Origin of the sequence: Amorphoplanes friuliensis DSM 7358 (assembly GCF_000494755.1) — a bacterium.
GTDB lineage: Bacteria > Actinomycetota > Actinomycetes > Mycobacteriales > Micromonosporaceae > Actinoplanes > Actinoplanes friuliensis.
Genome location: NC_022657.1, coordinates 9,130,816 through 9,154,753 on the forward strand (window position 1 = coordinate 9,130,816; position 23,938 = coordinate 9,154,753).

Genomic DNA, 23,938 nt, shown 5'->3' on the forward strand with positions numbered 1-23,938 from the left:
CAGGTCATGCCTGGTCAGGTCGGTGCCATCGCCAACGAGCGGGACGGTCTGCTCGCGTACCTCACCCAGATGCGGTACGTGCTCAGGCTCACGGCGTACGGGCTCAGTCCGGAGCAGCTCCGCGCGGCGCCGACGGCCAGCGAGCTCACGGTCGGCGGACTGATCAAGCACTGCTCGTCGACCGAGGAGGGCTGGATCGACACGGTCCGCCGCGAGCCCCGCGAGGTGGACTACAACGCCTACGCCAAGAACTTCGTGCTCGAGGACGGCGAGACGATCGACGACGTCTTCGCCGACTACGACCGGGTGGCCGCCCGGACGGAGAAGACCATCGCGGAGATCGCCGACCTCGGCCAGGACGTGCCGGTCGACCACTCGATGCCGTGGAACCCGAAGGACCTGGACAACTGGTCGGTGCGCTGGGTACTGCTGCACCTGATCCAGGAGACGGCCCGGCACGCCGGGCACGCCGACATCATCCGCGAGGCCGTCGACGGCGGTACGGCGTACCCGCTGATGGCCGCGGCCGAGGGCTGGCCCGAGTCGCCGTGGATGAAGCCCTGGAAGCCCGCCGTCTAGAGCTTCTCGCCGCGGTCGAGGCGGATCACCCGCTGGTCCGTCACGATCGCGGTGACCAGGTCGTGCGGTGTCACGTCGAAGGCCGGGTTCACCGCGTGCGAATAGCCGGTGATCTCGGCCGCGCCCCGGTCCTCGATCTCGACCGCGTCGCCGTCCGGTGTCTCCAGGTCCACTGTCGACTCGGGGGCGACCACGACAAACGGCAGTCCGGCCCGGCGCGCGCCGAGGGCGTGGGCGTAACTGCCGATCTTGTTGATCACGTCGCCGTTCGCGCAGATCCGGTCGGCGCCCAGGATCACGGCGTCGGCCTCACCCCGGGCCAGCAGGAACGGCCCGGCCGAGTCGACCGCCACGCGGAAGTCGATCCCCGCCTCGCCGAGCTCCCAGGCGGTCAGCCGCGCACCCTGCAGCAGCGGCCGGGTCTCACTGGCGATCACACCCGCGAGCGCGCCCCGGCGGTGCAGCTCGGTGACCACGCCGAGCGCCGTACCCCCGGTCACGGCCGCAAGCCCGCCGGTGTTGCAGTGGGTCAGCAGCCGGGGGCGTTCGCCGCACAGCTCGACCATCAGGTCGGCGCCGAGGATGGCCATCGCGGCCGAGGCCGCGATCTCCTCGTCGCGCACGGCGCACGCCTCGGCCAGCACCGCCTCCGGACCGGCCGGGATCAGGGCCGCGACCCGGCGAGCTCCGCGGGCGAGGTTCACGGCCGTGGGACGGGCGTGTTCCACGGCGTGCACCGCGTCGGCCAGCCCTCGCTCGTCGCCGGTGAACTGCCGGGCGGCCAGCGCCACACCGAACGCGCCGGCCACACCGAGCGCGGGTGCACCCCGGACAGCCAGGGACCGGATCGCCGCGACCAGGTCGGCCACCTCGGTGAGCTTCAGAATCCTCAGCTCACCCGGCAACGCCGTCTGGTCGATGATCTCGATGGCACCGTCAGCCCAGTCGATCGTCCGCATGCGCCGACCTTAATCCGGCACGGCCCGGCAACCTCGTTCCCCGCGGTGCCGGAATCGATCTAGTCTGACGGCATGGCATCCCGTGATCCGGTCGCTGACCTGCGGCGCATCGCCTTCCTGCTGGAACGCGCAAACGAGGCGACGTACCGCGTGAAGGCGTTCCGGTCCGCGGCCGCGACCGTCGCCGCCCTGCCCGCGGCGGAGTTGCGGGAGCGTGTGGAGGCGGGCACCCTGGCCAAGCTCCAGGGTGTCGGCGACGTCACCGCGCGCTGCGTGACCGAGTCGCTGAACGGCGAGGAGCCGGCCTACCTGCGTCGCGTCGAGTCCACGGAAGGCACCGACCTCCAGGGTGCGGCGGCCGCTCTGCGCGAGGCCCTGCGCGGTGACTGCCACGCGCATTCGGACTGGTCGGACGGTGGTTCGCCGATCGAGGAGATGGCCCTCGCCGCCGTCGAGCTGGGCCACGAATATCTGGTGCTCACCGACCACTCACCCCGGCTGACGGTCGCCAACGGCCTGACTGCCGCACGCCTGCGCAAGCAACTCGACCATGTGGCCAAAGTGAACGACGCCCTGCCCGAGGGCTTCCGCATCCTCACCGGCATCGAGGTCGACATCCTCGCGGACGGCTCGCTCGACCAGGAGGACGAGCTGCTGGCCCGGCTGGACGTGGTGGTCGGCTCGGTGCACAGCAACCTGCGCGACGACTCGGCCAAGATGACCCGGCGGATGCTGGCCGCGATCGCCAACCCGCACCTCGACATCCTCGGGCACCTCACCGGGCGGAAGGTCTCCGCGAGCGGCGCCGGCGACAAGGGACACCGCGCCGGCCGCACCCGGCCGCCGAGCGACTTCGACGTGAAGAAGGTGCTGGCCGCGTGTGCCGAGCACGGCAAGGCAGTGGAGATCAACTCTCGGCCGGACCGTCTCGACCCGCCGAAACGGATGCTCACCGTGGCCGTCGAGGCCGGCTGCCTCTTCAGCATCGACACCGACGCGCACGCCCCGGGCCAGCTCGACTGGCAGCGCTTCGGGTGCGAGCGGGCGGCGCTCTGCGGCGTACCGGTGGATCGGGTGGTGAATGCCTGGCCGGCCGACCGCCTGCTGGAGTGGACCGCTGGGCACGCGCCGGGGAATCAGGAGCAGTAGTGTCGGCCCGTGGGACAGATTGATGACCTCGCGAACCGGTACGTCGACGAGTGGACGCCGCTCAATCCGGCCGGCGCCACCTTCATCGGGGTGCCCGACCACGACGACAAACTCGACGACCTGTCGCCGGAGGGTTTCGAGGCGCACGCCGAGCTGACCCGGCGCACCCTGGCGGAGCTGGATCCGGTCGAGCCGGAGACCGAGCGCGAGAACGTCGCCAAGGACGCGATGATGGAACGCCTCGGCCTCGAGCTCGCCCGGCTCGACGCCGGTGACGTGGCCAGCGGTCTCAACGTGATCTCCAGCCCGGTGCACGAGCTGCGCATGGTCTTCGACCTCATGCCGACGCAGGGCGAGCAGGCGGTCGCCAACATCTCGGCCCGCCTCGCGGCCTTCCCGCACGCTCTCGACCAATACCGGCGGACGCTGCTCGACCAGGCCGCCAAGGGCAACGTCAGCGCGAGCGTGCAGATGGTCGAGGTCGCCGAGCAGTGCGCGGCCTGGACCGATCCGAACCGTGACAACTTCTTCCACCGCCTCGCCGACGGGCTCACCGCCGACGGAGCCCTCGCGACGGAGCTGCAGCGCAATGCCGCTGCCGCGACCGCCGCGACCGCGGGCTTCGGTGACTTCCTGCGTACGGAGCTGGCCCCGCTCGGCCGCGAGAAGCAGGCCGCGGGTGAGGAGCTGTACTCCCGCGCCTCGCAGTACTTCCTCGGTGCCCGCGTCGACCAGGCCGAGACGTACGCGTGGGGTTTCGAGGAGCTGGCCCGGCTCGAGCGGGAGATGCGCATCGTCGCCGCGGAGATCGCCGGCCCGGGCGCGAGCGTCGACCAGGCGGTGGCGGTGCTCGACGCCGACCCCGCCCGGCGCATCCCGGGTAAAGAGGCATTTCGCGACTGGATGCAGGCGCTGGCCGACAAGGCGGTGTCCGAGCTCAACGGCACCCACTTCGACATCCCGGACCCCGTCCGCGCCATCGAGTGCTGCCTCTCGCCGACCAGCGACGGCGCCATCTACTACACCGCACCGAGCGAGGACTTCAGCCGCCCGGGCCGGATGTGGTGGGCTGTTCCCGAGGGGCAGACGGAGTTCTCCACCTGGCGTGAGGTGACCACCGTCTATCACGAGGGTGTGCCCGGCCATCACCTGCAGATCGGGCAGACGATCTACCGCGCCGAGCTGCTCAACCGCTGGCAGCGGCTGCTCTGCTTCTGCTCGGGCCACAGCGAGGGCTGGGCCCTGTACGCCGAGCGCCTGATGGACGACCTCGGTTATCTCGCCGACCCGGGCGACCGGCTCGGGATGCTCGACGGTCAGGCGCTGCGGGCCAGCCGGGTGATCGTGGACATCGGCATGCACCTGGAGCTGGAGATTCCCCGCGACAACCCGTTCGGCTTCCACCCCGGTGAGCGCTGGACGCCCGAGCTGGGCTGGGAGTTCCTGCGGGCGCACACCCGGATGGACGAGGAGGTGCTGCGCTTCGAGTGGAAGCGGTACCTCGGCTGGCCGGGGCAGGCACCGTCCTACAAGATCGGCGAGCGCATCTGGTTGCAGGCCCGGGACGACGCCCGGGCCCGTCAGGGTGCCGATTTTGACCTCAAGACGTTCCACCGCACCGCGCTCGATCTTGGAGCCCTGGGTCTCGATCCGCTCCGTAAGGCCCTCGACCGCCTCTGAGCGCTCGATCCGCCCTGGTCAGAACAGCCCGCCCGGCCCTCCGCCGGGCGGGCTGTCTCATGAATTCGTCCGCATCGCGAGACGGACAGCGTGTCCGTCTCATTACTCTGCGTGTCATTTTAGCGCTACGTAATGTGTTCGTTACCAAACGGTGATGATGCGGGACGGCGCCGCACTATTCCATTGTGGAACGCTCTCAGTGACACCGAAGGCCGCCAATTCGGCTCGGAGAAGCGCTGGCCGCGCTTGCCGCCCAATACTCGTGAGTAATACGAAACTTTGCGTTCCGGCGCTGCTGGGGGCCGGTCTCGCCGACCTCGTACAACCACTCCGGCCGCTAGGCGTATCCCCCGATCAGCCGAGACAACTCTGACCCTTGGAAAGGGGTCGCATGATTATTTCTCGGATAGATTGACCCGGATCGGTGCGCCCGCTCGGCTACGGAGGGTAGCCGCCAAAACGGTCTATCGCGGATGCATGGCGGAGGAATTGGCAATGTCAGTCTCGGTGGACAACCGGCGAACCCGTACGCGTCCTGCGCTCACGGCTGTTTTGACGGTCTTGATACTCGTCCCGGCGGCGATCCTTTTCGCCCGCGTCTGGGGCACCATCTCCGACGAGCGGGACAGCGCGAAGCGCGAGAAGCAGGGCGTGGAGTACATCTCCGCCCTGGCCCCCCTGGTCAGCGCGCTGGCCGAGGCGCAGTCCTCGGCGCTGGCGGGTGTCTCGGCCGCGCCGGGCTCGCTGACGGCCGCGGTCAACGGCGTCGCCGCCGTCGACCAGCGCCTCGGTGAGGACCTGAGCACGCGCGAACGCTGGACCGGTCTGCGGCAGAAGATCGAACAGCTGCCGAAGGTGACGGGCAGCCCACTGATCGTCTTCCAGGCGCACGTCGAGGTCACCGACCTCTCGCTCGCCCTCTACAGCGCCGTGCGCAACAACTCCGAGCTCGTGCGCGACCCCGACAACGACATCTCGCACCTCCAGCAGGCCGTCGCGATCGACCTGCCGGCCGCGGTCGTGCAGGTCAGCCGCATGGGCGACCTCAGCCAGCTGGTCGCCAAGGGCAACGCGCAGCTGCAGTCGGTGCTCGGCCCGCAGTTCGGCGCCGCCGTGCAGTCGGTCAACCTCGCGGTCAACAGCCTCACCGACAACCTCCAGTCCGCGGTCGACGACACCAACAGCACGACGCTCAGTGGCAACCTCGTGAGCGGCCTGGACTCGTTCCGCCGCGGGGTCGAGTCGCTGACCCGTGGCGCCAACCTCGGTGGCGTGCCGAACACCGCGACCATGGCCACGGCGCAGAGCCAGCTGCAGGTCTCGCTGTCGAACCTGTCCGGCATCGTCTCCCGCGAGATGACGGCCCTGCTCGACGACCGGCTCGACGACCTCGACACCCAGACGCTGGTGGCGCTGGCCGCGGCCGGCGCTGCGGTCCTGCTCACGATCGCCGCGGTGATCGTGCCGCTGACCGGCCGCCGGCGCCGCAGCACCGGCACCCGGCCGGGCGAGAGCACCCGGGACATGACCGTGGGCCCCACCGGCTCCGACCCCGGCCGGCGTGACCTCGGCGCCCCGGCGCCGGCGTACGGCGAGGCCAACCCGACACGGCGGGAGCGATCCGGTGCTCTTCGGTAGGTTCCGCATCCTCGGCAAGCTCACGCTGCTGGTCCTCGTGCCCCTGATCGGTGTCATCGCCCTCGCGGTGCCGATCGTCGTCAACCGCGTCGACGCCGCCCGCGACGCCCAGAAGACGTCCGACGCGGTCGAGCTGGCTACGCAGGTCGGTTCGGCGGTGCAGGAGCTCCAGGAGGAGCGTCTGCTCTCCGTCGGCTACCTCTTCGGCCTGGTCCAGGCGCCGGAGCTCGTCGTGCAGAGCGCCCGGGCGACCGACCGCATCACCGGCCTGAAGCACCTCGACCAGCCGATCTCTGCTGGTCTCCGCGCCGCGGTCGACGACCTCAAGAAGCTCGACAGCACCCGGGCCGGCGTCATCAACCGGACCATCCGGCCCGACCTGATCGTCACCGAGTTCACCGCGGTGATCACGCCGATCATCAACGCTCTCGCGCTGGCCCAGAACGCCGACCTGACCACCTCGTCGGGCCGGCAGATCTACGCCCTCGAGCAGGCCCTACGCAGTGACGACATGATCAGCCAGGCGTCGGGTTACCTGACCAGCGCCGTGGTCACCAAGAACGCCGGCCTGGTCGGTCTCTTCTACTCCACGCTGGTGCAGCTCCAGCTGATCATCATCAACGCGCAGCCGTACTTCACGGACACCCAGTACAAGCTCTACCTGGGTGCCCAGGAGGCGTTCGCGTCCCGCGTCGGCAACCGCTTCCTGACCGAGGCGGCGACCAACCCGGAATCGGCCGTCAAGCTGCTCAACATCCAGACGCTGTTCCCGTCCCTGCGGTCCGTCATCGTGCTCGGTGGCTTCGTGGAGAAGCGGGTCGCCGCGGACGTGGACGTCGCCGTGACCCGGAACCGCGACAGCGCCCTGCGCACCGCCGGTTACGTCGGTGGTGGCGCGCTGGTCCTGCTGCTGCTGGTGATCGCGTTGTCGCTGCTGATGGCCCGGGCGGTCGCCCGCCCGCTGCGCCGCCTGACGTTCTCCGCCGACCGCATCGCCCGTGCCGCCGAGGCCGAGCTCGAAAGAGTGGCCGACGACGACGCCGAACACGCCCGGCCGATCCGCCTCGACCCCGTCGACGTGCAGGCCCGCGACGAGATCGGTGACCTCGCCCGCGCCTTCGACCGGGTGCAGACCACCGCGGCCCGGCTGGTGGAACGCCAGGTCCTCGGCCGCCGCAACGTCGCCCAGATGTTCGGTCACGTCGGCCGGCGCACCCAGAACCTCGTCGGCCGCCAGCTGGCCCTGATCGACAACCTGGAACGCCGCGAGACCGACAGTGACCGCCTGCGGGAGCTGTACCGCCTCGACCACATGTCCAGCCGTCTCCGCCGGAACGCGTCCAGCCTGGTCGTGCTCTCCGGTGCCGTCGGTGCGAACGACCACATGGCGCCGCTGGCGCTGTCCGACGTCGTCCGCCTCGCCCTCGGTGAGATCGAGGACTACACCCGCGTCGACGTCGACGTGCCCGAGGAGATCGTGGTCGTGCCGGCCGTCCTGGCCGACCTGACCCTGCTGCTCGCCGAGCTGATGGAGAACGCGACGTCGTTCTCCCCGCCGCATACCCGCGTCACGGTCACCGCCGCGGAGCTGCGTGGCGGCGCCCGCCTCGCGATCATCGACCAGGGCCTCGGACTGGCGCCCGAGCGCCTCGCCGAGGAGAACGCCCGGCTGACCCGCCGCGAGCGCCTCGACCTCGCGCCCAGTGAGGTGCTCGGCCTCTTCGTGGTCGGCCGCCTCGCCCGGCGGCACGGCATCGAGGTCACCCTCACGGACACTCCCGAAGGTGGTGTCACGGCCTGGATCGACCTGGGCCCGGCCCACCTGGTGGCACCCCGCGAGCCGCTGCCGGGCATGCCCGCCGGTCCGATCCACGCGACCGTGCCCAGCCACCACACCGAGTTCACGCCGCTGATCGCCGGCACGTCCGGCCGGTCGGTGCCGGGCAGCGCCCAGCCGTTCGACGCGAACGTCCTGCACCGGGCCACGAAGACCCTCGAGGCCGGCCGGTCCTGGAACGCGTTCGCACCCGTCCGCGCCGGAACGCCGGCACTGGAAGCGGGCCCGAGCAGCTACCACGAGCAGCAGCCGGCCTACGAGGTCCCAGCTGCTTACGACACCGGTACGCCGGTGGCCGGGCGCTTCCCGGCGGCCCCCGAGCTGCCGTCGGCCGGCCGGTACACCGAACCCGAGCCGCCGATGGTCGTCGAAGGACCCATCGTCATGTCGGCGCCCCCGGACGCCATCCAGATCCCGCACCAGCGGACCGCGCCGGAGGCGTACCAGCGTCCGCCGCAGCCGCAGCGGTTCGAGGCGCCTGTGCCGCCCAATCCGGTGCCGCAGCAGCGTACGAGCCCGGAGACGCGCAACGGCTCTCCTTCCGGCCCGCTGCGCCGCCGCGTGCCGGGCAACCAGCTTCCGGTCGAGACCGGACCCAAGCTGCCCGCGACGCCGCCCACCTCGGACGACGCGCTGGCCGCACGGGAGGCGTTCGACGCCTTCGAGGCGGGGGTGTCCCGCGCCCAGTGGGACGTCATCGAGCAGGACATGTCCTCGCCGCCCGCCGCCGGACATCCGCCGCTGACGCGCCGGGTTCCGGGTGCCACCCTGCCGGTCACCGATCCCCCGATGAACCCGGTACCGGTGGCCTCGCCGGCCCAGCCCCTCGACCCGGAAGCCGCCCGGGCCTCGATGGAGCAGTTCGAGTTCGGCGTCGCCCGCGCCTTGAGTGAAACGCAGCCACTACCAGAGGGACAACCGCGATGACTTCCCCCTACTCCACCGACACCGGCAACGGTCGCGACTACGCGCAGTCTCAGCTGAGCGCGGAGGCGAAGACCTTCAACTGGCTGCTGGACTCGTTCACGTCCGGCACCGCGGGAGTTGTCGAAGCGATCGCCGTCTCCTCCGACGGTCTGCTGATGGCCATGTCCGCGATCAAGGACCGGCCCAACGCCGAGCGCCTCGCGGCGGTCGTCTCGGGTCTGACCAGCCTCTCCGGCGGCGCCGCCAGCTGGTACAACCTGGGCAGCCTCAACCGCGTCATCATCGACATGGCCGACGGGTACCTGCTGGTGACCGCGATCAGCGCCGGCTCCGTGCTCGGTGTCATCGCCGACCGGACGGCCAACCTCGGCACCCTGGCGTACGAGATGACGCTCTTCGCCACGCGCGCCGGTGGCGCCCTCAGTCCGCGCCTCATCGCTGAATTGAAGAACGCCGTCCAGCAGTGAGACATCCGGCCGACCCCGACGACCCGGAACACCCGGCGGCGCCAGGTGTCCGGCCGTTTCTGCGCAACACCAGCCCCGGAGGGCGATATCAGCCGCCACCACCGGCTGCGCCGCCCCCGGGGCCGCCCGGCGAGCAGACCACGTCACTGCGGCCGTTTGTCATCACGTCCGGCCGCGTCTCCGGTCTCGACCAGAACATCGGGCTCGAGACACAGGTCAGCTCGCATCCCGGCGCGTTGTCCGCGCGCCTGTCGCCCGAGCAGCGGGCGATCGTGCACCTCTGCGGTGACCCGCTGTCGGTCGCGGAGATCTCCGCCCGGCTCCGGATGCACCTCGGCGTCACCCGGATTCTCGTCGGCGACCTGAGGGCCGCCGGACATCTTGACGTTCACGTGTTGGAGAACGACTTCCCCGACCCCGAGACCATCATGCGAGTGATCCGTGGACTTCGATCCATTTCATGACCGGCGAGTCGTCGGCACAGCGCGCGTACCCAGCGCGCCGCAGAAGACCGCACCTCCGGTGCCGGTCAAGATCATCGTGGCCGGGGGCTTCGGCGTCGGCAAGACGACGACCGTCGGCGCCATCTCGGAGATCGCCCCGCTGACCACCGAGGCGGAGATGACGATGGAGGGCGTCGGCGTGGACGACCCCGGCCAGGCGTCCAGCAAGACGACGACCACCATCGCCATGGACTTCGGCTGCGTCACGATCGACCAGACGCTGAAGCTCTACCTCTTCGGGACGCCCGGTCAGAGCCGTTTTGCGTTCATGTGGGACGACCTGGTCCGGGGCGCCCTCGGGGCACTCGTGGTGGTCGATACGACCCGGATCGATGACTGTTATCCCGCGGTGGACTACTTTGAGCGTGCCGGGCTTCCGTTCGTCGTCGGTGTCAACACCTTCAACGGACAGCTCGGTTACAACCTGGACGAGGTGCGCTGGGCTCTGGCCGTCCGCGAGGACGTGCCGATCCTGCAGTTCGACGCCCGCTTCCGGGGCTCGGTCCGCGATGCGCTGCTCGTCGTGCTGGACCAGGCCCTCGACAAGGCCATGAAAATGAGATCGTCGTAAGGTGTGCGCCGAGTCGCTCCGTACCCGGTTCCCAAATCGGCCTCCGAACGGGCACAGTAATACCGGGCGACTGCTTGTGACGGGAGGACGGTGACGTGCGAGGCGGACTGGACGACGCGCTGGACAAGCTTGCGCGCCGCGACGAGCTGCGCCGCCGCGCCGCGGGGGAGGCCAATGGCACCCCGCCGGCCGTGACGGAGCTCGTCGAGGCGATCGCGGCTGTCGTCGGCCGCAACCCTGAGCTCGGCGTGACCGTCGGCGTCGAGGGCGCCGGCGACCCGATGCTGCTGCACTTTGTCGTCGAGGACGGCATCGTGCAGGTCAGCGCGGACAACGCCGTCGCCGACCGGGTGGCCGAGGCGTCACCGACGTCACCGCGCCACGCGGACTTCGACATCGACCTGGACGAGCCGGAACCGTACGCTCCGCCGCCGGGTTACAGCTTCGAGCAGCCGCAGGAGTCGGGCCAGGAGACCCGCCGGCTCCACTACCCCTCGCCGGACGGCGGTTACGACCGCTACGACGAGCCACCGGCACCCCGCGCCGAGGAGACCTTCGCGCCGCACCCGTTCGCCGCGACCCCGCCGCCGGAGGTCCCGCCGCAGACGACCCGCCGCATCCACGCCGAGCAGCACCGCGCCCCGGAGGAGCCGAGCGCCGCCCAGCGCGCCGCCGAGCAGGCCTACCCGGAGCAGCGGGGCATGCCCGCGCCCCTGCCGGAGCCGATCCCCCTGCGGGTCGACACCGAGGAGACGGAGATGGCCGCCAAGCGCCTCGCCGCCCTCCTCCGCGACAACCCGTCCCTGCTCCGCTCCCAGGACTGAGCGCCTACGCCTCAACTGCCGTAGTGATAACGGCAGGCGCTGATTCGCTCGACCATCTCGCGATCTGCACTTCACGCATGCGCACTCCGCGCGGCTCCCTCCGCACTGCCTGCCGTGCGTCGCGGGCGTTAACGGGGGCACGCAACTTCCTTGAAGTTGGGCCTTCGCAGCGCTCTGCAGGCCCAACTTCCTCGAAGTTGGGCCACCGCGGCGCTCTGCAGGCCCAACTTCCTCGAAGTTGGGCCACCGCGGCGCTCTGCAGGCCCAACTTCCTCGAAGTTGGGCCTTCGCGGTGTTCTGTAGGCCCGACTTCCTCGAAGTTGGGCCTCCGCGGCGCTTTGTGGGACCAACTTCCTCGAAGTTGGGCCACCGCGGTGTTCTGTAGGCCCGACTTCCTCGAAGTTGGGCCTTCCCGGTGTTCTGTAGGCCCGACTTCAAGGATGTTGGGGCTTTACGGTGCGTTGTGGGCCAGCTGCAAAGGAAGTTGGGGCTACGCGATGTTTTGCGGGCCCGATTTCAGTGGTGTGGGGGCCTCTCCGCGGTGTTCTGCAGACCCCCGGGTCTGGGTGTAGTTGAAGGTCCTCACGACCACCTCCAGGAACCTCTCAGCCCTTGTCGGAGAACTTGGTGATGGCCTTCTCGACGTCGCCTACGCGGTCGGCGAGGAGACCGACCGCGCCCACTGCGCGGGCCATAGGGTCGTCGGCGGCGCCACCCAGGGCCTGGTCGCGCAGGAAGGCGGCCTTGACGTCGGCCCAGCGTTCGGCCTGCTCGGGCGTCAGCCGGCCCCGCAGCTCCGCCAGTTTCAGCAGGTTGGCCTCGGCGCCCGTCGTCAGGGTCTGCGCCTCGCCGCGGTAGTGGTCGTCGATGACCGTTTCGAGCTCGGCGTCGTTCATCACCGAGACGATGCGTTCGGCCAGTTTGTTCATGTTGCGGTACGAGCCCTGGAGCTTGAACGGCGGCTCGACGCGCCCGGAGTCCGACTGCCCGGCCGACGCGATGTACGCCTGGTTGTTGCGCAGCACGACCCGCTGGACGCGGCGCATCTTGCGCAGCACCGACAGGATCTGTTCCAGCTCGGTGGCGGAGTACGCGTGACTGAGCCGGTCCGGCCGCACCGACTCGTCACCTTCGGCGAGCCGGACGAGCAGCGGCAGGTCCGCGCGGTCCCGGGACGAGAGCGGCGCCAGCACGGTGTTCGACGTGAGGGCGTTCTCCAGGTACGACATTTCGAAGATGTCGTCACGGCCGGAGAGCACGTCACCGAGGTTCCACACGTCGGCACGGTTCGCCAGCATGTCGGGGATACGGAAACGCTGACCGCTCTCGGTGTACGGGTTACCGGCCATGCACACGGCGAACCGTTTGCCCCGCATGTCGTACGTGCGGGTGCGGCCTTCCCAGACGCCTTCCATGCGGCGCTGGGCGTCACAGAGCGAGATGAACTTCTGCAGCAGCTCCGGTGACGTGTGCTGGATGTCGTCCAGGTAGAGCAGGACGTTGTTGCCCATCTCGAGCGCGAACGAGATCTTCTCGATCTCCTGCCGTGCCGTCGCGTTGGGGGCTTCGGCGGGGTCCAGCGAGGTCACGTCGTGACCGAGTGCCGGGCCGTTGACCTTGACGAGGACCAGGCCGAGGCGGTTGGCGACGTATTCCATCAGCGTCGTCTTGCCGTAGCCGGGCGGGGAGATCAGCAGGAGCAGGCCGGACTGGTCGGTGCGCTTGGCGTCGCCGGCCGCACCGAGCTGGCGGGCGAGGTTGTCGCCGATCAGCGGCAGGTAGACCTCGTCCAGCAGCCGGTTGCGGACGAAGGCGCTCATCACGCCCGGCTTGAACTCGTCCAGCCGCAGCCGCTCACGTTCGGCTGCGGCCAGCGCGGTCCGCTGCTTCTGGTACGCCCGGTACGCCGGAACCGCCGTGGCCCGGAACTCCCGTGTGCGGGTGAGCACCTCGTCGAGCCGCACCTCGAGTTTGCGGTCGGCGATGCGGGGATGCGTACCGAGGAGGCCCTCGACGGTCGTGGCCAGCGCGGCAGCCGAGTCGTGCCTGGTCAGCGCCGTCCCGGTGAGTTCGAGGGCGACGGCCTCGGCGAGGTCGTCGGTGGCTCCGGCGTCCGGCTGTGCGGCCAGGAACGCCGTCAGCCACGCGGTCACGAGCTGGCGCCGCGAGCCGAGGTCGTCGGCTAGCGCCCGCAGGTCGTCCGCGTAGTCCCGGGCGGCCGCGGCCGGACCGCTGCCCAGCGCCCGGTGGAACCGCTCGACCAGCGTGCGGGCGCCGGCGCTGGTCACAAATCCGGCCGGTGTGCTCGCCAACTCCTCGACGAGATATTCGCCGACCAGCGCGTCTGCACCGGCGGCCGCGCTCAGCTCGGCACACAGCTCGGGCAGGGCTGCGCCGGCCGAGCCGAACATCTCCCGCGCGCGGATCAGCGACGCCGCGCGACGCGCCCACGCCTGCTTGTCGCCCTCACCGAACGCCCAGAACAGCTGCGCCTCGGCCCGGACCGCACCGGGATAACGCAGCAGACCGGCCGCGACGCTCAGCCGCACCAGCGCATCGAGGATCAGGGCGGCGTCGGCGTCGTGCACACCCCGCTCGTAACCCTCGTCGTACCGGGCCTCGGCGGCGCGGCGGACGACGGTGAGCAGGGTGCCGTCAGCGGCGGCCGTCGTGACCCCGGCCGGGTCGTCGGCCAGCAGCGCCGCGGCGAGGTGTTCACCGCGGTAGACCGCCGAAGTCTCGGAGACGACGGTCTGGTTCCAGAACGGCCTGGTGGCCAGGAACGACTCGTCGCGGACCGGCGACCGGTAGTCGGTGCCGGTGATGGCGAACGCCAGGTCGGGCCCGTCCGGCACCAGCGTCAGGTCGATGGCCTGGGTGTTCACCGCGAACGTGTGACGGCCCAGGCGGATGGTGTTGCCACCCTCGCCGTACAGGTCGAGCCGGTCGCGCAGGGACCGGCCGGCCTCCTGCCGGGCCGCCTTGACCCGCCCGTCCAGCTCTTCGGCCCGGACGGTGTCCCCGAGGGTACGCAGCTCGCCCGCGACCGACCGCAGCTTGCCGACCATCGGATCGGTGGCGAAGTAGGTGTTGACCTCGTCGAGCGTGGCCAGCCCGGCCACCCGGCGCTGCACGCTGGCCAGGGTGCGCTGCGCCGAGTCGACCAGCCGGTCCGCACGCCGGGCACGGTCGTCCAGCAGGGCCTGGCGACGGGCGGCGAAGGCCTCGTAGACCTCGGACCGCTTCGCGCTGAGCTGGTCCACGAAGTCGTCGAAGTCGCCGAACCGCGACTCCAGCGCCTCGACCTGCAGCATCAGCTTGGCGACCTGCTCGTCGCTGTGTTCCGGGGTGTCCGCGGCGGACAGTCCGGCGGTCACCGACTGGCCGAGCAGGGCGAACTCGGCGGCGAACGCGGCCCGTCCCTCGACCGCGGCGAGCTCGCGCCGGCGCGAGTCGAGGGTGGCCCGGGCGCGGTTGACCCCGCCGAGCACCTCGCCGATCCGTTCCAGGATCGCGATCCGCACGGTGGCGTCGGCGATGTCGAGGCCGCCCACCACGTCGGTGACCACCTGGAGACCATCGGCCTGCTCGGTCAGCCGCTCGCCGACCGGCGCCGCCTCGGCCACCGTGGCGATCCCGGCCGCGTCGGCGACGAGCTGCTCCACCGACTGTTGGTAACCCGCGAACGCGTCCTCACGCTGCAGGAACTCGACGGCCCGCCGTGCGGTGGAGTCCACCTCGGCGGCGAGCTCGTGCTCCAGGCCGTCGAGGCGGGACAGGTCGACGTACCGCACCTCGCGCAGGGTCACGACGCGGCCCTGGGCCTGGCGCAGTGTGGCGAGCTGCCGGATCCAGGCGTCGGTGGTGGTCGGCACCTCACCGCGGGCCCGGCGGATGAGAGACGTCGTCGCGGCGTCGGCCTCGTCGACGGCCGCCGCGGCCTGCGCGGTGAGGGCCTGCACGGACTCGTACTCGTCCAGCACCTGCTCGGCGGTGGCGCGTACCTCGGAGAGCGGGGTGCGCAGATCGCCCAGCTCGCGTTCGCCGAGCCAGTGGTAGTGGTCGAAGAGCCGGGTGCAGGCGGCGATGATCGCCTCGAAGACCGCCGTGGACGGGGTCATCTCGTCGACCATCCGGGCCACGGACAACGCGTCGGCGATGCCCCGGACCAGGTCGGCGTTGCCGACTCGGTCGAGCGGCCCGGTGCCGACGGGCTGCGCCGCGGCGTACGTGTCCGAGACGTAGGGCGTCTGCCACACCTGCATCGGGTGCACCCGCGACGGCTCGTCCGACAGGTGCCGGAAGGCGATCAGCGTGCCGTCGTCGAAGAACGAGTAGCCGTGGCAGGTGATCGGCGTCGCGACCTCCTTACGGATGACGTTGTACGGAAGCAGCAGGTAACGCCCGGCCGCGCGGGCGTGGAAGACGTAGAGCACGTCCTCGCCGTTGACCGACCGCACCACCCGCTCGAACTCGAGCTCGTCGACATCCGCGTCGAACGTCTTGGCCAGACCCGTGGCCAGGTAGTAGCCGCCGGGGAAGATGACACCCTGGTCCTCGGGCAGCCGCTGACAGGCCTGACCGATCCCGTCGAGGCGCTGCACGTCCCGGGTCCGCGTGTTGAAGACCAGATAGCGGTGCTGAGTTTCCTTGTACGGCAGGACACGCAGCAGGATCAGCGGGCCGATCCGGGCGTACGAGATCTCCGCGTCGGCCAGGCTCTGCAGCGGCTCGTCGACGGGCTCGGAGAAGACGCCCTCGCCGTCCTCGGTGTTGTTCTCGACCTTGATGGTGAGCGTGCCGCCGACCGTCTCCACGAAGACCTCGTCCTCGATGGACACGTGCGGGTGCCGGCCCAGGACGTGCTGCTCGCGGGTCGTCAGCCGCCACTCGAAGTCGTGCGACGGCGGGAACACGTGGTCACGCTCGCCGCGGTTGTCGACGTAGGACACCGAGCCGTCGGTGCCGACCTTCCAACGCAGCACCTTGAGGTCGTCCGGGCGGGCGCCGGTCTGGAAGACGGCCAGGAGCAGCCCTTCCAGCCGGCGCAGCTGCAGCAGGTGCGTCTCGCGGTAGTAGCGGTACAGCTCCGCGAAGTCGCGTTCGAAGACCGGGTCGTCGAGCAGCCCGGGCAGCGCCGCGCCGGAGTCGAAGCGGAACGCCTCACCGTCACGGCCGAACCCGTGCACGGAGAAGACGTCCGAGATCGCCGTCTCCGTCTTCAGCCCGATGAAAACGTTGTACCCGAACAGCATCGTGCCGCCGACCTGCACGATGTCCCGGGGCACGCAGTTGTTCTCGGTGCGGATGCGCTCGGTGCCGAGCAGCCGCATCTGCTGCCCGCCGAAGGTCTCCACCCGGCGGGCGTTCAGCGTCTCCGCGCGTTCGGCCAGCTCCTTGGCCTGGGTGCCCAGCCGGCCGCGCAGCACCTCGTAGGTGCCGGCGTCCAGGGCGCCGGTGTCGAGGACGGCCGTCACTGCTGGGCCACCACCGTGCCGTTGGCCGGTACCGGCGTACCGGTCAGGGCCGAGACCTTGGTGTCGGCGACGCCGAGCTTCTTCGCCGCGGCGAGGAGCTCACGCAGCTTGCCCGAGTCGGCGCCACCGGCCTTGATCTGCTGGGTGAGGAACGCGGCAAGCGTCAGGTTGGCGACGTCGCCGGTCGACACCGAGCCGAGCAGGCGGCCCAGGTCGTCGGCGATGTTCGCCGAGCCGTCCAGGTAGCGCGAGCCGAGACCCTGGGCGACGGTCGAGTGCTCGACGAAGCCGTCGAGGCTCTTGCCCATGGTGATCGAGCCGAGCAGCTTGTCGAAGAAGACAGAGTCCCCGCCGACAATGTCGATGTTCGCCTTTTCGAGACCGGCCGCGACCACCATGGCCTGCGACTCGGCGATCTCCTTGTGGACGTTGATGCCGGCGAGCCGGATCTCCTTCTCCATCTCGAGCCGGAGGCGGTACTCCTCGTGCTCGCGGGTCGCGTCGTCCAGGGCGCCCATCGCGGCGGCCTTCTCGGTGAGACCCTCGGCCTCGCCCTTCAGCTTCTCGCGGATCGCCTCGGCGGCAACCAGGGCGCGCTCGCGCTCGACGGCGGCCTCGGCGCGGCCGGTCTTCTCGACCACCTCGGCGTTGCGCTCCCGGACCTGCACGTCGGCCAGGCCGGCGGCGGCCGCCTCGGCCTGCGTGCCCTCGGCCAGACGGATCTTGGCGCGGGCGTCCAGCTCGGCGGTCTGCTGACGGGCCTCGGCCAGCAGCAGTTCCTCGCGGGCCTTGAACTTCGCGGCGGTCTCCGCGGCCTCGGCGGCCTTGATGTCCTTGACCAGGTGCTCCTGGGCCTCGGCCTCGGCCGCGATGATGATGGCCTGGCGGGTGCGCTCGGCCTCCTCGACGACGCGGAGGCGCTTGATGTTCTCCTCCTGCTCGGCGACGGTCTTCTCGACGGCGATGCGCTCGCGGATCACCTCGGCGATCGCGCGCTTCTCACCCTCGACCTCCTTGTTCTTGGCGATCGTGGAGAGCTCGGTCTCGCGCTCGCGGCCGATGACCTCGAGCATGCGGTCCTTCTCGATGCGCTCGGTCTCGATCGCGATGACCCGCTCGCGGTTCTTCTCCGCGACCGCGATCTCCCTGTTCTTGTTCTCCTGCTGCACACCCAGCTGCTGGGCCGTCCGCAGGTTTGCACCCTCGGAGCGGAGGCGCTCCTCGGCGTGGGCCAGGGCGATCTCGGCCTCCTCGCGGGCGCGGATGGTCTCGATCTCGCGGCGCTGCTTGATCTCCGCGTCGGCCTGCCGGCGTTCCAGCTCGAGGATGGCTTCCCGGGCGTCGACGTTTTGCCGGGTCAGCTCCTTCTCCTCGTTGCGGCGGAAGTCGTTGGTGCGGACCGCCTCGATCGCGGTCAGCTCGGTGATCTTCCGGATGCCCTGGGCGTCCAGGATGTTCTTGGGGTCGAGCGAGATCATCGGCGTCTGCTCGAGGAAGTCGATGGCCGCGTCCTCGAGGCTGTAGCCGTTGAGGTCGGTGCCGATGACCTCGATGATCTGGTCCCGGAACTCGTTGCGCTTGGTGTAGAGGTCGACGAAGTCGAGCTGCTTGCCGACCGTCTTGAGCGCCTCGGAGAACTTCGCACTGAACAGCTCCTGCAGCGTGGTCTCGCTGCTGGCCCGGGTGGTGCCGATCGCCTGCGCGACCTTGATGACGTCCTCGGTGGTCTTGTTGACCCGCACGAAGAACGTGATCCGGATGTCGGCGCGGATGTTGTCGCGGCAGATCAGGCCCTCACGGCCGGTCCGCGCGATCTCGATGGTCTTCACCGAGATGTCCATGATCTCGGCCTTGTGCAGCACGGGCAGCACGACGGCACCGGTGAAGGTGACGTCGACCCGGCGCACCTTCGACACGATGAGCGCCTTGCCCTGCTCCACCTTGCGGAACATGCGGCTGAGGAAGAAGACGACGCCGAGCAGGATGAGAAGCACGACGGCGATGAGCACACCGAATCCGGTGGAGATCACGTCCATGGGTGAGTCCTTTGATGTCGTTACTGGTCAGGGCTCGTGGCGATGTCGGCCGGGACGACCCAGAAGAATTCGCCGTCGGGATCCACGTCGTAGAGCAGGGCGATGCTGCCGGCGCGCAGGTCGTCGGTGCCGGCCTGACGGACCTGGACGATGGCGGAGGAACCGTCGCGCGAGTGCACCTCCGCCTGGCCGAAGGTCGCGGTGACCCGGCCGGTGCGGATGATGCCGGTGAGGCCGACGAAGTCGGCGCGGGAAGGCTCGGAGCCCTGAGGCATGAGCCGCCGGAGCAGCATCACGCCGAGCCGGGTGATCACCCAGGCGGCGACCAGGGCGCCGGCCAGGACGAGCGCGGCCGGGATCGCCCCGAGCAGCTCCCCGCCGGCCAGCGCGGCGAACCAGGCGACCGCGATCAGCAGGGAGAGAACCACCGAGGCGGGCACGCCGCCGAGTCCGAGGAAGCCGAGGAAACCGCCTGCGTCGCCACCGTCACCGTCGCCGTCCGGATCGGCGCCGCCGACGATGACCACGAGCCAGTACCCGATGACGACCACGAGGAGCGGGGTGAAGATGACGGCGGGGAAGCTGAGTGCAGCCTCGAAGAACCCGCCCATGTATCCGCCCCGTTTCCCCATGTCACCGCAACCGTCTGTTCCCTTGCGGTGACGTCGATGATGACAGCCCGCGTCAATTCGCGGCGTCCCCTCTTCAGCTTGTTCACAGCGGGGACAGCCCAATTTGTGACGCTGCGTCACTGCAGATGACCCAGGGCGACGACTGACGGCTCAAACGGTCGTCGCTACCGAGCGTCATCAAATCCTCGCTTGCGCGTACGAGATGTCCCGGCCTGGGGTCGGTGTCCTGACGCCCGGTGACCGCGTGTTTTGCCGGATTGCGCCGGGTATGCGATGCCTGAGATGTCTGGGTTAGGCCGAATGGTCAGTTCGGCTCGGCAGTCCGGTCGGCGGTCTTGAATCACGCTGGGTGACGTCTTAATGTCCTATTACGTCCAAGAGCGCGGCGCTGTAACCGCGGTCGACAACACGAGCAGTGACGAAGGGAGGCGAGTGATGACGGCAGCCCACAGCTGGTACCTGGTGGTCGTCGGATACGCGATCATGCTGGCCTGGCCTGTCTCGACGCTGGCCCTGGTGAGTTTTGCCGTCCGCTACGTCGCGTCACACCGCAGCGTTGTTGTCGGCAAGGCCCTCGAGCACGGCGACGGCACACCGCAGCACTTCTGGATCATCGTGCCGGCCCTGAACGAGGAAGTGGTCGTCGGCAACACGGTCAACGCCGCGCTGCGCCTCAGCGGCCCCGGCGGCACACTCGCCCGGGTGCTCGTCGTGGACGACGGCTCGGACGACCGCACACCCGAGGTGCTCGCCGCGATCGACCACCCCCGGCTCCAGGTCCTGCGCCGCGAGCTGCCGAACGCCCGCAAGGGCAAGGGTGAGGCGCTCAACGCCGCCTACCGCTACATCGCCGAGCGCACCGCCGAGGCCGGCATCAGCCCGGACAAGGTGGTCATCGGCATCATCGACGGCGACGGGCAGGGCAGCCACAACATCCTGCTCGAGGTGTCCCGGATGATGCGTGACACCAAGATCGGCGCGGTTCAGGTGCAGGTCCGGATCCGCAACCGCAACAAGCTCCTCGGCGCGGTGCAGGACCTGGAGTTCGGCGCGATCGTCAACGCCTGCCAGACCCTGCGGGACACGATCGACACCGTCGGCCTCGGTGGCAACGGGCAGTTCACCCGGCTCTCCGCGCTGCTCGCCCTCGGTGACGCACCCTGGTCCGCCTGCCTCGTCGAAGACCTCGAGCTCGGGCTGCGGATGCACCTCGACGGCGTCGGCATCCGGTACACCTCACGCGCCTCCGTGACCCAGCAGGCCGTCGTCGACCTGCGCCGGCTCACCCGGCAGCGCACCCGCTGGGCCCAGGGCAACATCCAGTGTGTCCGGTACCTGCGGCAGCTGATGGCCTCCAAGCGGATCAGCACCACCTCGCTGCTCGAGGTCATGCACTACCTGATCTCCCCCTGGATCAACGCCGTGGTCACGGTTGTCCTCCTGGTCGCGGTCACCGTCGCGACGGCGGGTCTGCTGATCGGCCACCCGGTGCCCTACCTGCACACCTGGGGTGCGCTGGGCGTCAGCGGCGGTACCTGGTTCGCCGTCACGTTCTTCCCCGGCTTCGTCTGGGCGCTGGTGCACCGGTACCGGCTCCACGACGAGTCCCTCGGCCGGCTGCTCACCGCCGCGGCCGCGTACCCGATCTTCCTGCTCCTCGGTCTGGTCGCGACCTACCGCGCCATCGGACGGCAGGCCAGCGGCCGCCAGGCCTGGGCCAAGACCGAACGGCTCGCCGAAGAGCCGCTGCCGCAGCACCTGCAAGTCGCACTCGCCGCCTGAAGGTTTCCCCCTCCGAACAAGAAGGCTCCCCCATGTCGCTCCCCGAGATCCACCTGATCGGCGGTACCCGCCCCGAGGCCGTCAAGCTCGCTCCCGTCGCCCTGGCGATGCGCGACGCCGGGCTCGTCGCGCCGGTCCTGGTCGCCAGCGGCCAGCACCCGACGATGGTCACCCAGGCGCTCGCCGCCTTCGACCTCACCCCGGACGTCACGCTGCAGGTCGAGCGGGGCAGCGGCAGCCAGGCCGAGCTGCTGACGGCGATGATCCGGCAGCTGGACGCGCTGTGGACCGAGCGGACCCCCGCCGCCGTCATCGTGCAGGGCGACACCACGACCAGCCTGGCCGGCGCGCTCGCCGCGTTCTGGCGCCGGATCCCGGTCGTGCACCTCGAGGCCGGGCTGCGCTCGGGTGACCTCGACTCGCCGTTCCCCGAGGAGGCCAACCGCCGCCTGGTCGCGCAGGTCGCCGCGCTGCACCTGGCGCCGACCCCGCTGGCCGCGATGAACCTGCTCGACGAGAACATCGCCACCGGCGACGTGCTGATCACCGGCAACACCGTCGTCGACGCCACCCTCGCCGTCGCCGGTCGCCGCCTGCCGTTCGAGAACCCGCAGGTTGCCGCGGCCCGCGCCGCCGCGGCCGGTCGCCGGCTGGTGGTCGTCACCGCACACCGCCGCGAGTCGTGGGGCGCGCCGCTGGACCGCATCCTGGCCGCGGTCCGGGAGCTCGTCGAGCGGTACCCCGACATCGACGTGATCCTCCCGAGCCACCCCAACCCGGCCGTCCGCGCCCAGGTCGAGGCGGGTCTCGGCGGGCTCGAGCGGGTCACGGTCACCGACCCGCTGCCGTACCCCGACCTGTCCCGCCTGCTGTCCGAGGCCTACCTCGTCCTCACCGACTCCGGTGGCATCCAGGAGGAGGCGCCGTCGTTCGGCGTACCGGCCCTGGTGCTGCGGGACGTCACCGAGCGCGTCGAGTCGCTGCACGCCGGCTGCGCCCGGCTGGTCGGTTCCAACACCGACCTGATCGTCAAGGAGGCGGCCGTGCTGCTCGACAGCCAGGTCCGCCGTGACGCGATGACCGCGGGGGGAAACCCCTACGGCGACGGCCTTGCCGCCCGGCGTACCGCCCAGGCCACCGCCGCCCTGCTGGGCCTGGCCGACCAGCCCGCCCCGATGCCCACCCTCGAGTCCTCCGCCCCCACCGCCACGTTCGGAGCGTCCTTCTGATGCGTACCTCCAAGCTGACCCGCCGCGCCCTCCTCGGTGCCGGCGTCGCCGTCACCGCCACGGCCGCCCTCGGCCTCGGCGTCGTGAACGCCGATGCCGCCGTCAAGACCACGGCCGCCTCGACGATCGCGGCGAAGTCCGGCAAGGCCGCTCCCGGCGGTGGCACGGCCAAGACCCTCGTCCTGTACGACACCACCAGCGACTACGGCTGGATGGGCGAGGTCTACGCGACGCAGACGGCCAACCTGGCCTCGCACTTCGGCTCCTGGACCGCGGCGCCGGTGGCGAACTACAAGGCGAACGACCTGGCCGCCTACACCGCGGTGGTCTACCTGGGCTCGACCTACGACGAGCCGCTGCCGGCCGCGTTCCTGGCCGACGTCACCGCCACCACCAAGCCGGTGACCTGGGTCTTCGACAACATCTGGCAGCTCGCGGCGGCGGACCCCACGTTCGCGGCGACACACGGCTTCACCAGCGGCGCGTTCGACTTCGCCGCGGTCGCGCAGGTGGACTACAAGGGCAAGAAGCTCACCCGCGACACCACCGACAAGTCCGGCATCATGAACCTGTCGATCACCGACCCCTCCAAGGTCAAGACCCTGGCCTCCGCCGTACGCCCGGACGGCACCACCTTCCCCTGGGCCGTGCAGTCGGCGAACCTCACCTACGTCGGCGAGATGCCGTTCGCGTACGTGACCCACGACGACCGCTACCTGGCGTTCGCCGATTTGCTCTTCGACTCGCTCGGTGAGACGGGTGTCGCCCGCGAGCGCCACCGTGCGCTGGTCCGCCTCGAGGACGTCGGCCCCGACTCCGACCCGGCCGACCTCCGCGCCGCCGCCGACTACCTCTACGCCCAGAAGGTGCCGTTCAGCGTCGCCGTCTACCCGCGGTACCGCGACCCGAAGGGCGTGCAGAACAACGGCAAGGCCCAGGACTACACGCTGCTGCAGCGCCCGAAGGTCATCGCGGCGCTGAAGTACATGCAGCAGCGCGGCGGCACCCTGCTCATGCACGGCTACACGCACCAGTACGGCAACATCGCGAACCCGTACGACGGTGTCAGCGCCAACGACTTCGAGTTCTACGCGGCGCACGTCGACGCGAACGACAGTGTCATCTACGACGGCCCGGTCGCCGGCGACTCCGCCGCGTGGGCGGCCAGCCGCATCGCCGCCTCGGGCCTGACGTTCGCCCTGGCCGGCCTGGGTGTGCCGAGCACGTTCGAGTTCCCGCACTACGCCGGCAGCGCCGTCGACTACCAAACGGTCAACTCGGTGATGGGCAAGCGCTACGACCGCGGCCTGTACTTCCCGGGCGTGCTCACCGGTGCGAAGTTCGACTACACCCGCCAGTTCGGGCAGTTCTTCCCGTACGCCGTCCGTGACGTCTACGGCTCGGTCGTCATCCCGGAGAACATCGGCAACGTCGAGCCGCAGGCGTTCAACAACCACCCGGCGCGGCTTCCCTCCGACCTGCTCGCCTCGGCCGACCGCAACCTGGTCGTCCGCGACGGGATGGCCAGCTTCTTCTACCACCCGTACCTCGGCACGGACTACCTGAAGGACATGGTCGCGGGCGTCAAGGCCCAGGGTTACACGTTCGTGAGCGGCGACTCGGTCGTCGCGAACTGACCCCTGAAATG

The 23,938-nt window shown here is 70.1% G+C and carries 16 protein-coding genes; 12 read left to right on the forward strand and 4 right to left on the reverse strand.

All coding sequences use genetic code 11. The annotated features are described in order from the left end of the window. Positions 1–6: 6 nt before the first annotated feature. Entirely contained in the window at positions 7–579 is a 573-nt protein-coding gene (locus tag AFR_RS42135) for a DinB family protein (RefSeq protein WP_023562969.1), read from the forward strand. Here the strand turns inward: AFR_RS42135 and mtnA are convergent. Beyond that, positions 576–1,538 carry an S-methyl-5-thioribose-1-phosphate isomerase gene (mtnA, locus tag AFR_RS42140; RefSeq protein ID WP_023562970.1) on the reverse strand — a complete coding sequence of 321 codons (963 nt, stop codon included), beginning with the start codon at positions 1,536–1,538 and terminating at the stop codon, positions 576–578. The two genes, AFR_RS42135 and mtnA, sit on opposite strands and share 4 nt — an antisense overlap. A gap of 72 nt (positions 1,539–1,610) precedes the next feature. Between mtnA and AFR_RS42145 the strand changes: the two genes are divergently transcribed. From AFR_RS42145 to AFR_RS42180, 8 genes are all read left to right on the forward strand, one after another. Further along, on the forward strand, positions 1,611–2,687 hold the full coding sequence (locus AFR_RS42145; protein ID WP_023562971.1) for a PHP domain-containing protein: 1,077 nt from the start codon (positions 1,611–1,613) through the stop codon (positions 2,685–2,687). A gap of 9 nt (positions 2,688–2,696) precedes the next feature. Next, the gene (locus tag AFR_RS42150) at positions 2,697–4,367 is read left to right on the forward strand and encodes a DUF885 domain-containing protein (RefSeq protein WP_023562972.1); all 1,671 of its coding nucleotides are present in this window, start codon (positions 2,697–2,699) and stop codon (positions 4,365–4,367) included. Between the two features lie 561 nt (positions 4,368–4,928). After that, the gene (locus AFR_RS42155; protein WP_238547208.1) at positions 4,929–6,005 is read left to right on the forward strand and encodes a hypothetical protein; all 1,077 of its coding nucleotides are present in this window, start codon (positions 4,929–4,931) and stop codon (positions 6,003–6,005) included. Further along, positions 5,992–8,769 (forward strand): sensor histidine kinase, encoded by a 2,778-nt coding sequence (locus tag AFR_RS42160; protein ID WP_023562974.1) that lies wholly within the window; start codon positions 5,992–5,994, stop codon positions 8,767–8,769. Before AFR_RS42155 ends, AFR_RS42160 begins: the two co-directional genes overlap by 14 nt. Continuing rightward, the gene (locus AFR_RS42165) at positions 8,766–9,236 is read left to right on the forward strand and encodes a roadblock/LC7 domain-containing protein (RefSeq protein ID WP_023562975.1); all 471 of its coding nucleotides are present in this window, start codon (positions 8,766–8,768) and stop codon (positions 9,234–9,236) included. The genes AFR_RS42160 and AFR_RS42165 overlap by 4 nt, the downstream gene beginning before the upstream one ends. Further along, entirely contained in the window at positions 9,233–9,700 is a 468-nt protein-coding gene (locus AFR_RS42170) for a DUF742 domain-containing protein (protein ID WP_023562976.1), read from the forward strand. The genes AFR_RS42165 and AFR_RS42170 overlap by 4 nt, the downstream gene beginning before the upstream one ends. Beyond that, positions 9,678–10,310 carry a GTP-binding protein gene (locus AFR_RS42175; RefSeq protein ID WP_041841577.1) on the forward strand — a complete coding sequence of 211 codons (633 nt, stop codon included), beginning with the start codon at positions 9,678–9,680 and terminating at the stop codon, positions 10,308–10,310. Before AFR_RS42170 ends, AFR_RS42175 begins: the two co-directional genes overlap by 23 nt. A 95-nt stretch (positions 10,311–10,405) precedes the next feature. After that, a complete protein-coding gene (locus AFR_RS42180; RefSeq protein ID WP_023562978.1) occupies positions 10,406–11,134 on the forward strand; it encodes a hypothetical protein in 729 nt (242 codons plus the stop codon). A 605-nt stretch (positions 11,135–11,739) separates the two neighbouring features. Here AFR_RS42180 and AFR_RS42185 read toward each other — a convergent pair. The 3 genes from AFR_RS42185 to AFR_RS42195 are packed head-to-tail and all read right to left on the reverse strand — an operon-like array spanning position 11,740 to position 19,279. Next, entirely contained in the window at positions 11,740–16,611 is a 4,872-nt protein-coding gene (locus AFR_RS42185; protein WP_023562979.1) for a DNA repair ATPase, read from the reverse strand. Beyond that, the gene (locus tag AFR_RS42190) at positions 16,608–18,647 is read right to left on the reverse strand and encodes a flotillin family protein (RefSeq protein ID WP_023562980.1); all 2,040 of its coding nucleotides are present in this window, start codon (positions 18,645–18,647) and stop codon (positions 16,608–16,610) included. The genes AFR_RS42185 and AFR_RS42190 overlap by 4 nt, the downstream gene beginning before the upstream one ends. 20 nt (positions 18,648–18,667) lie before the next feature. Continuing rightward, complete coding sequence (locus tag AFR_RS42195) at positions 18,668–19,279, reverse strand: OB-fold-containig protein (protein ID WP_238547209.1); 612 nt, start codon at positions 19,277–19,279, stop codon at positions 18,668–18,670. 435 nt (positions 19,280–19,714) lie between these two features. Between AFR_RS42195 and AFR_RS42200 the strand changes: the two genes are divergently transcribed. Genes AFR_RS42200 through AFR_RS42210 form a run of 3 tightly spaced genes read left to right on the forward strand, consistent with a single transcriptional unit; the run spans position 19,715 to position 23,927 of the window. After that, entirely contained in the window at positions 19,715–21,061 is a 1,347-nt protein-coding gene (locus AFR_RS42200; protein WP_023562982.1) for a glycosyltransferase, read from the forward strand. 32 nt (positions 21,062–21,093) lie between these two features. After that, the gene (gene wecB / locus AFR_RS42205; protein WP_023562983.1) at positions 21,094–22,290 is read left to right on the forward strand and encodes a non-hydrolyzing UDP-N-acetylglucosamine 2-epimerase; all 1,197 of its coding nucleotides are present in this window, start codon (positions 21,094–21,096) and stop codon (positions 22,288–22,290) included. Then, complete coding sequence (locus AFR_RS42210; RefSeq protein WP_023562984.1) at positions 22,290–23,927, forward strand: DUF2334 domain-containing protein; 1,638 nt, start codon at positions 22,290–22,292, stop codon at positions 23,925–23,927. Before wecB ends, AFR_RS42210 begins: the two co-directional genes overlap by 1 nt. Positions 23,928–23,938: the final 11 nt, after the last annotated feature.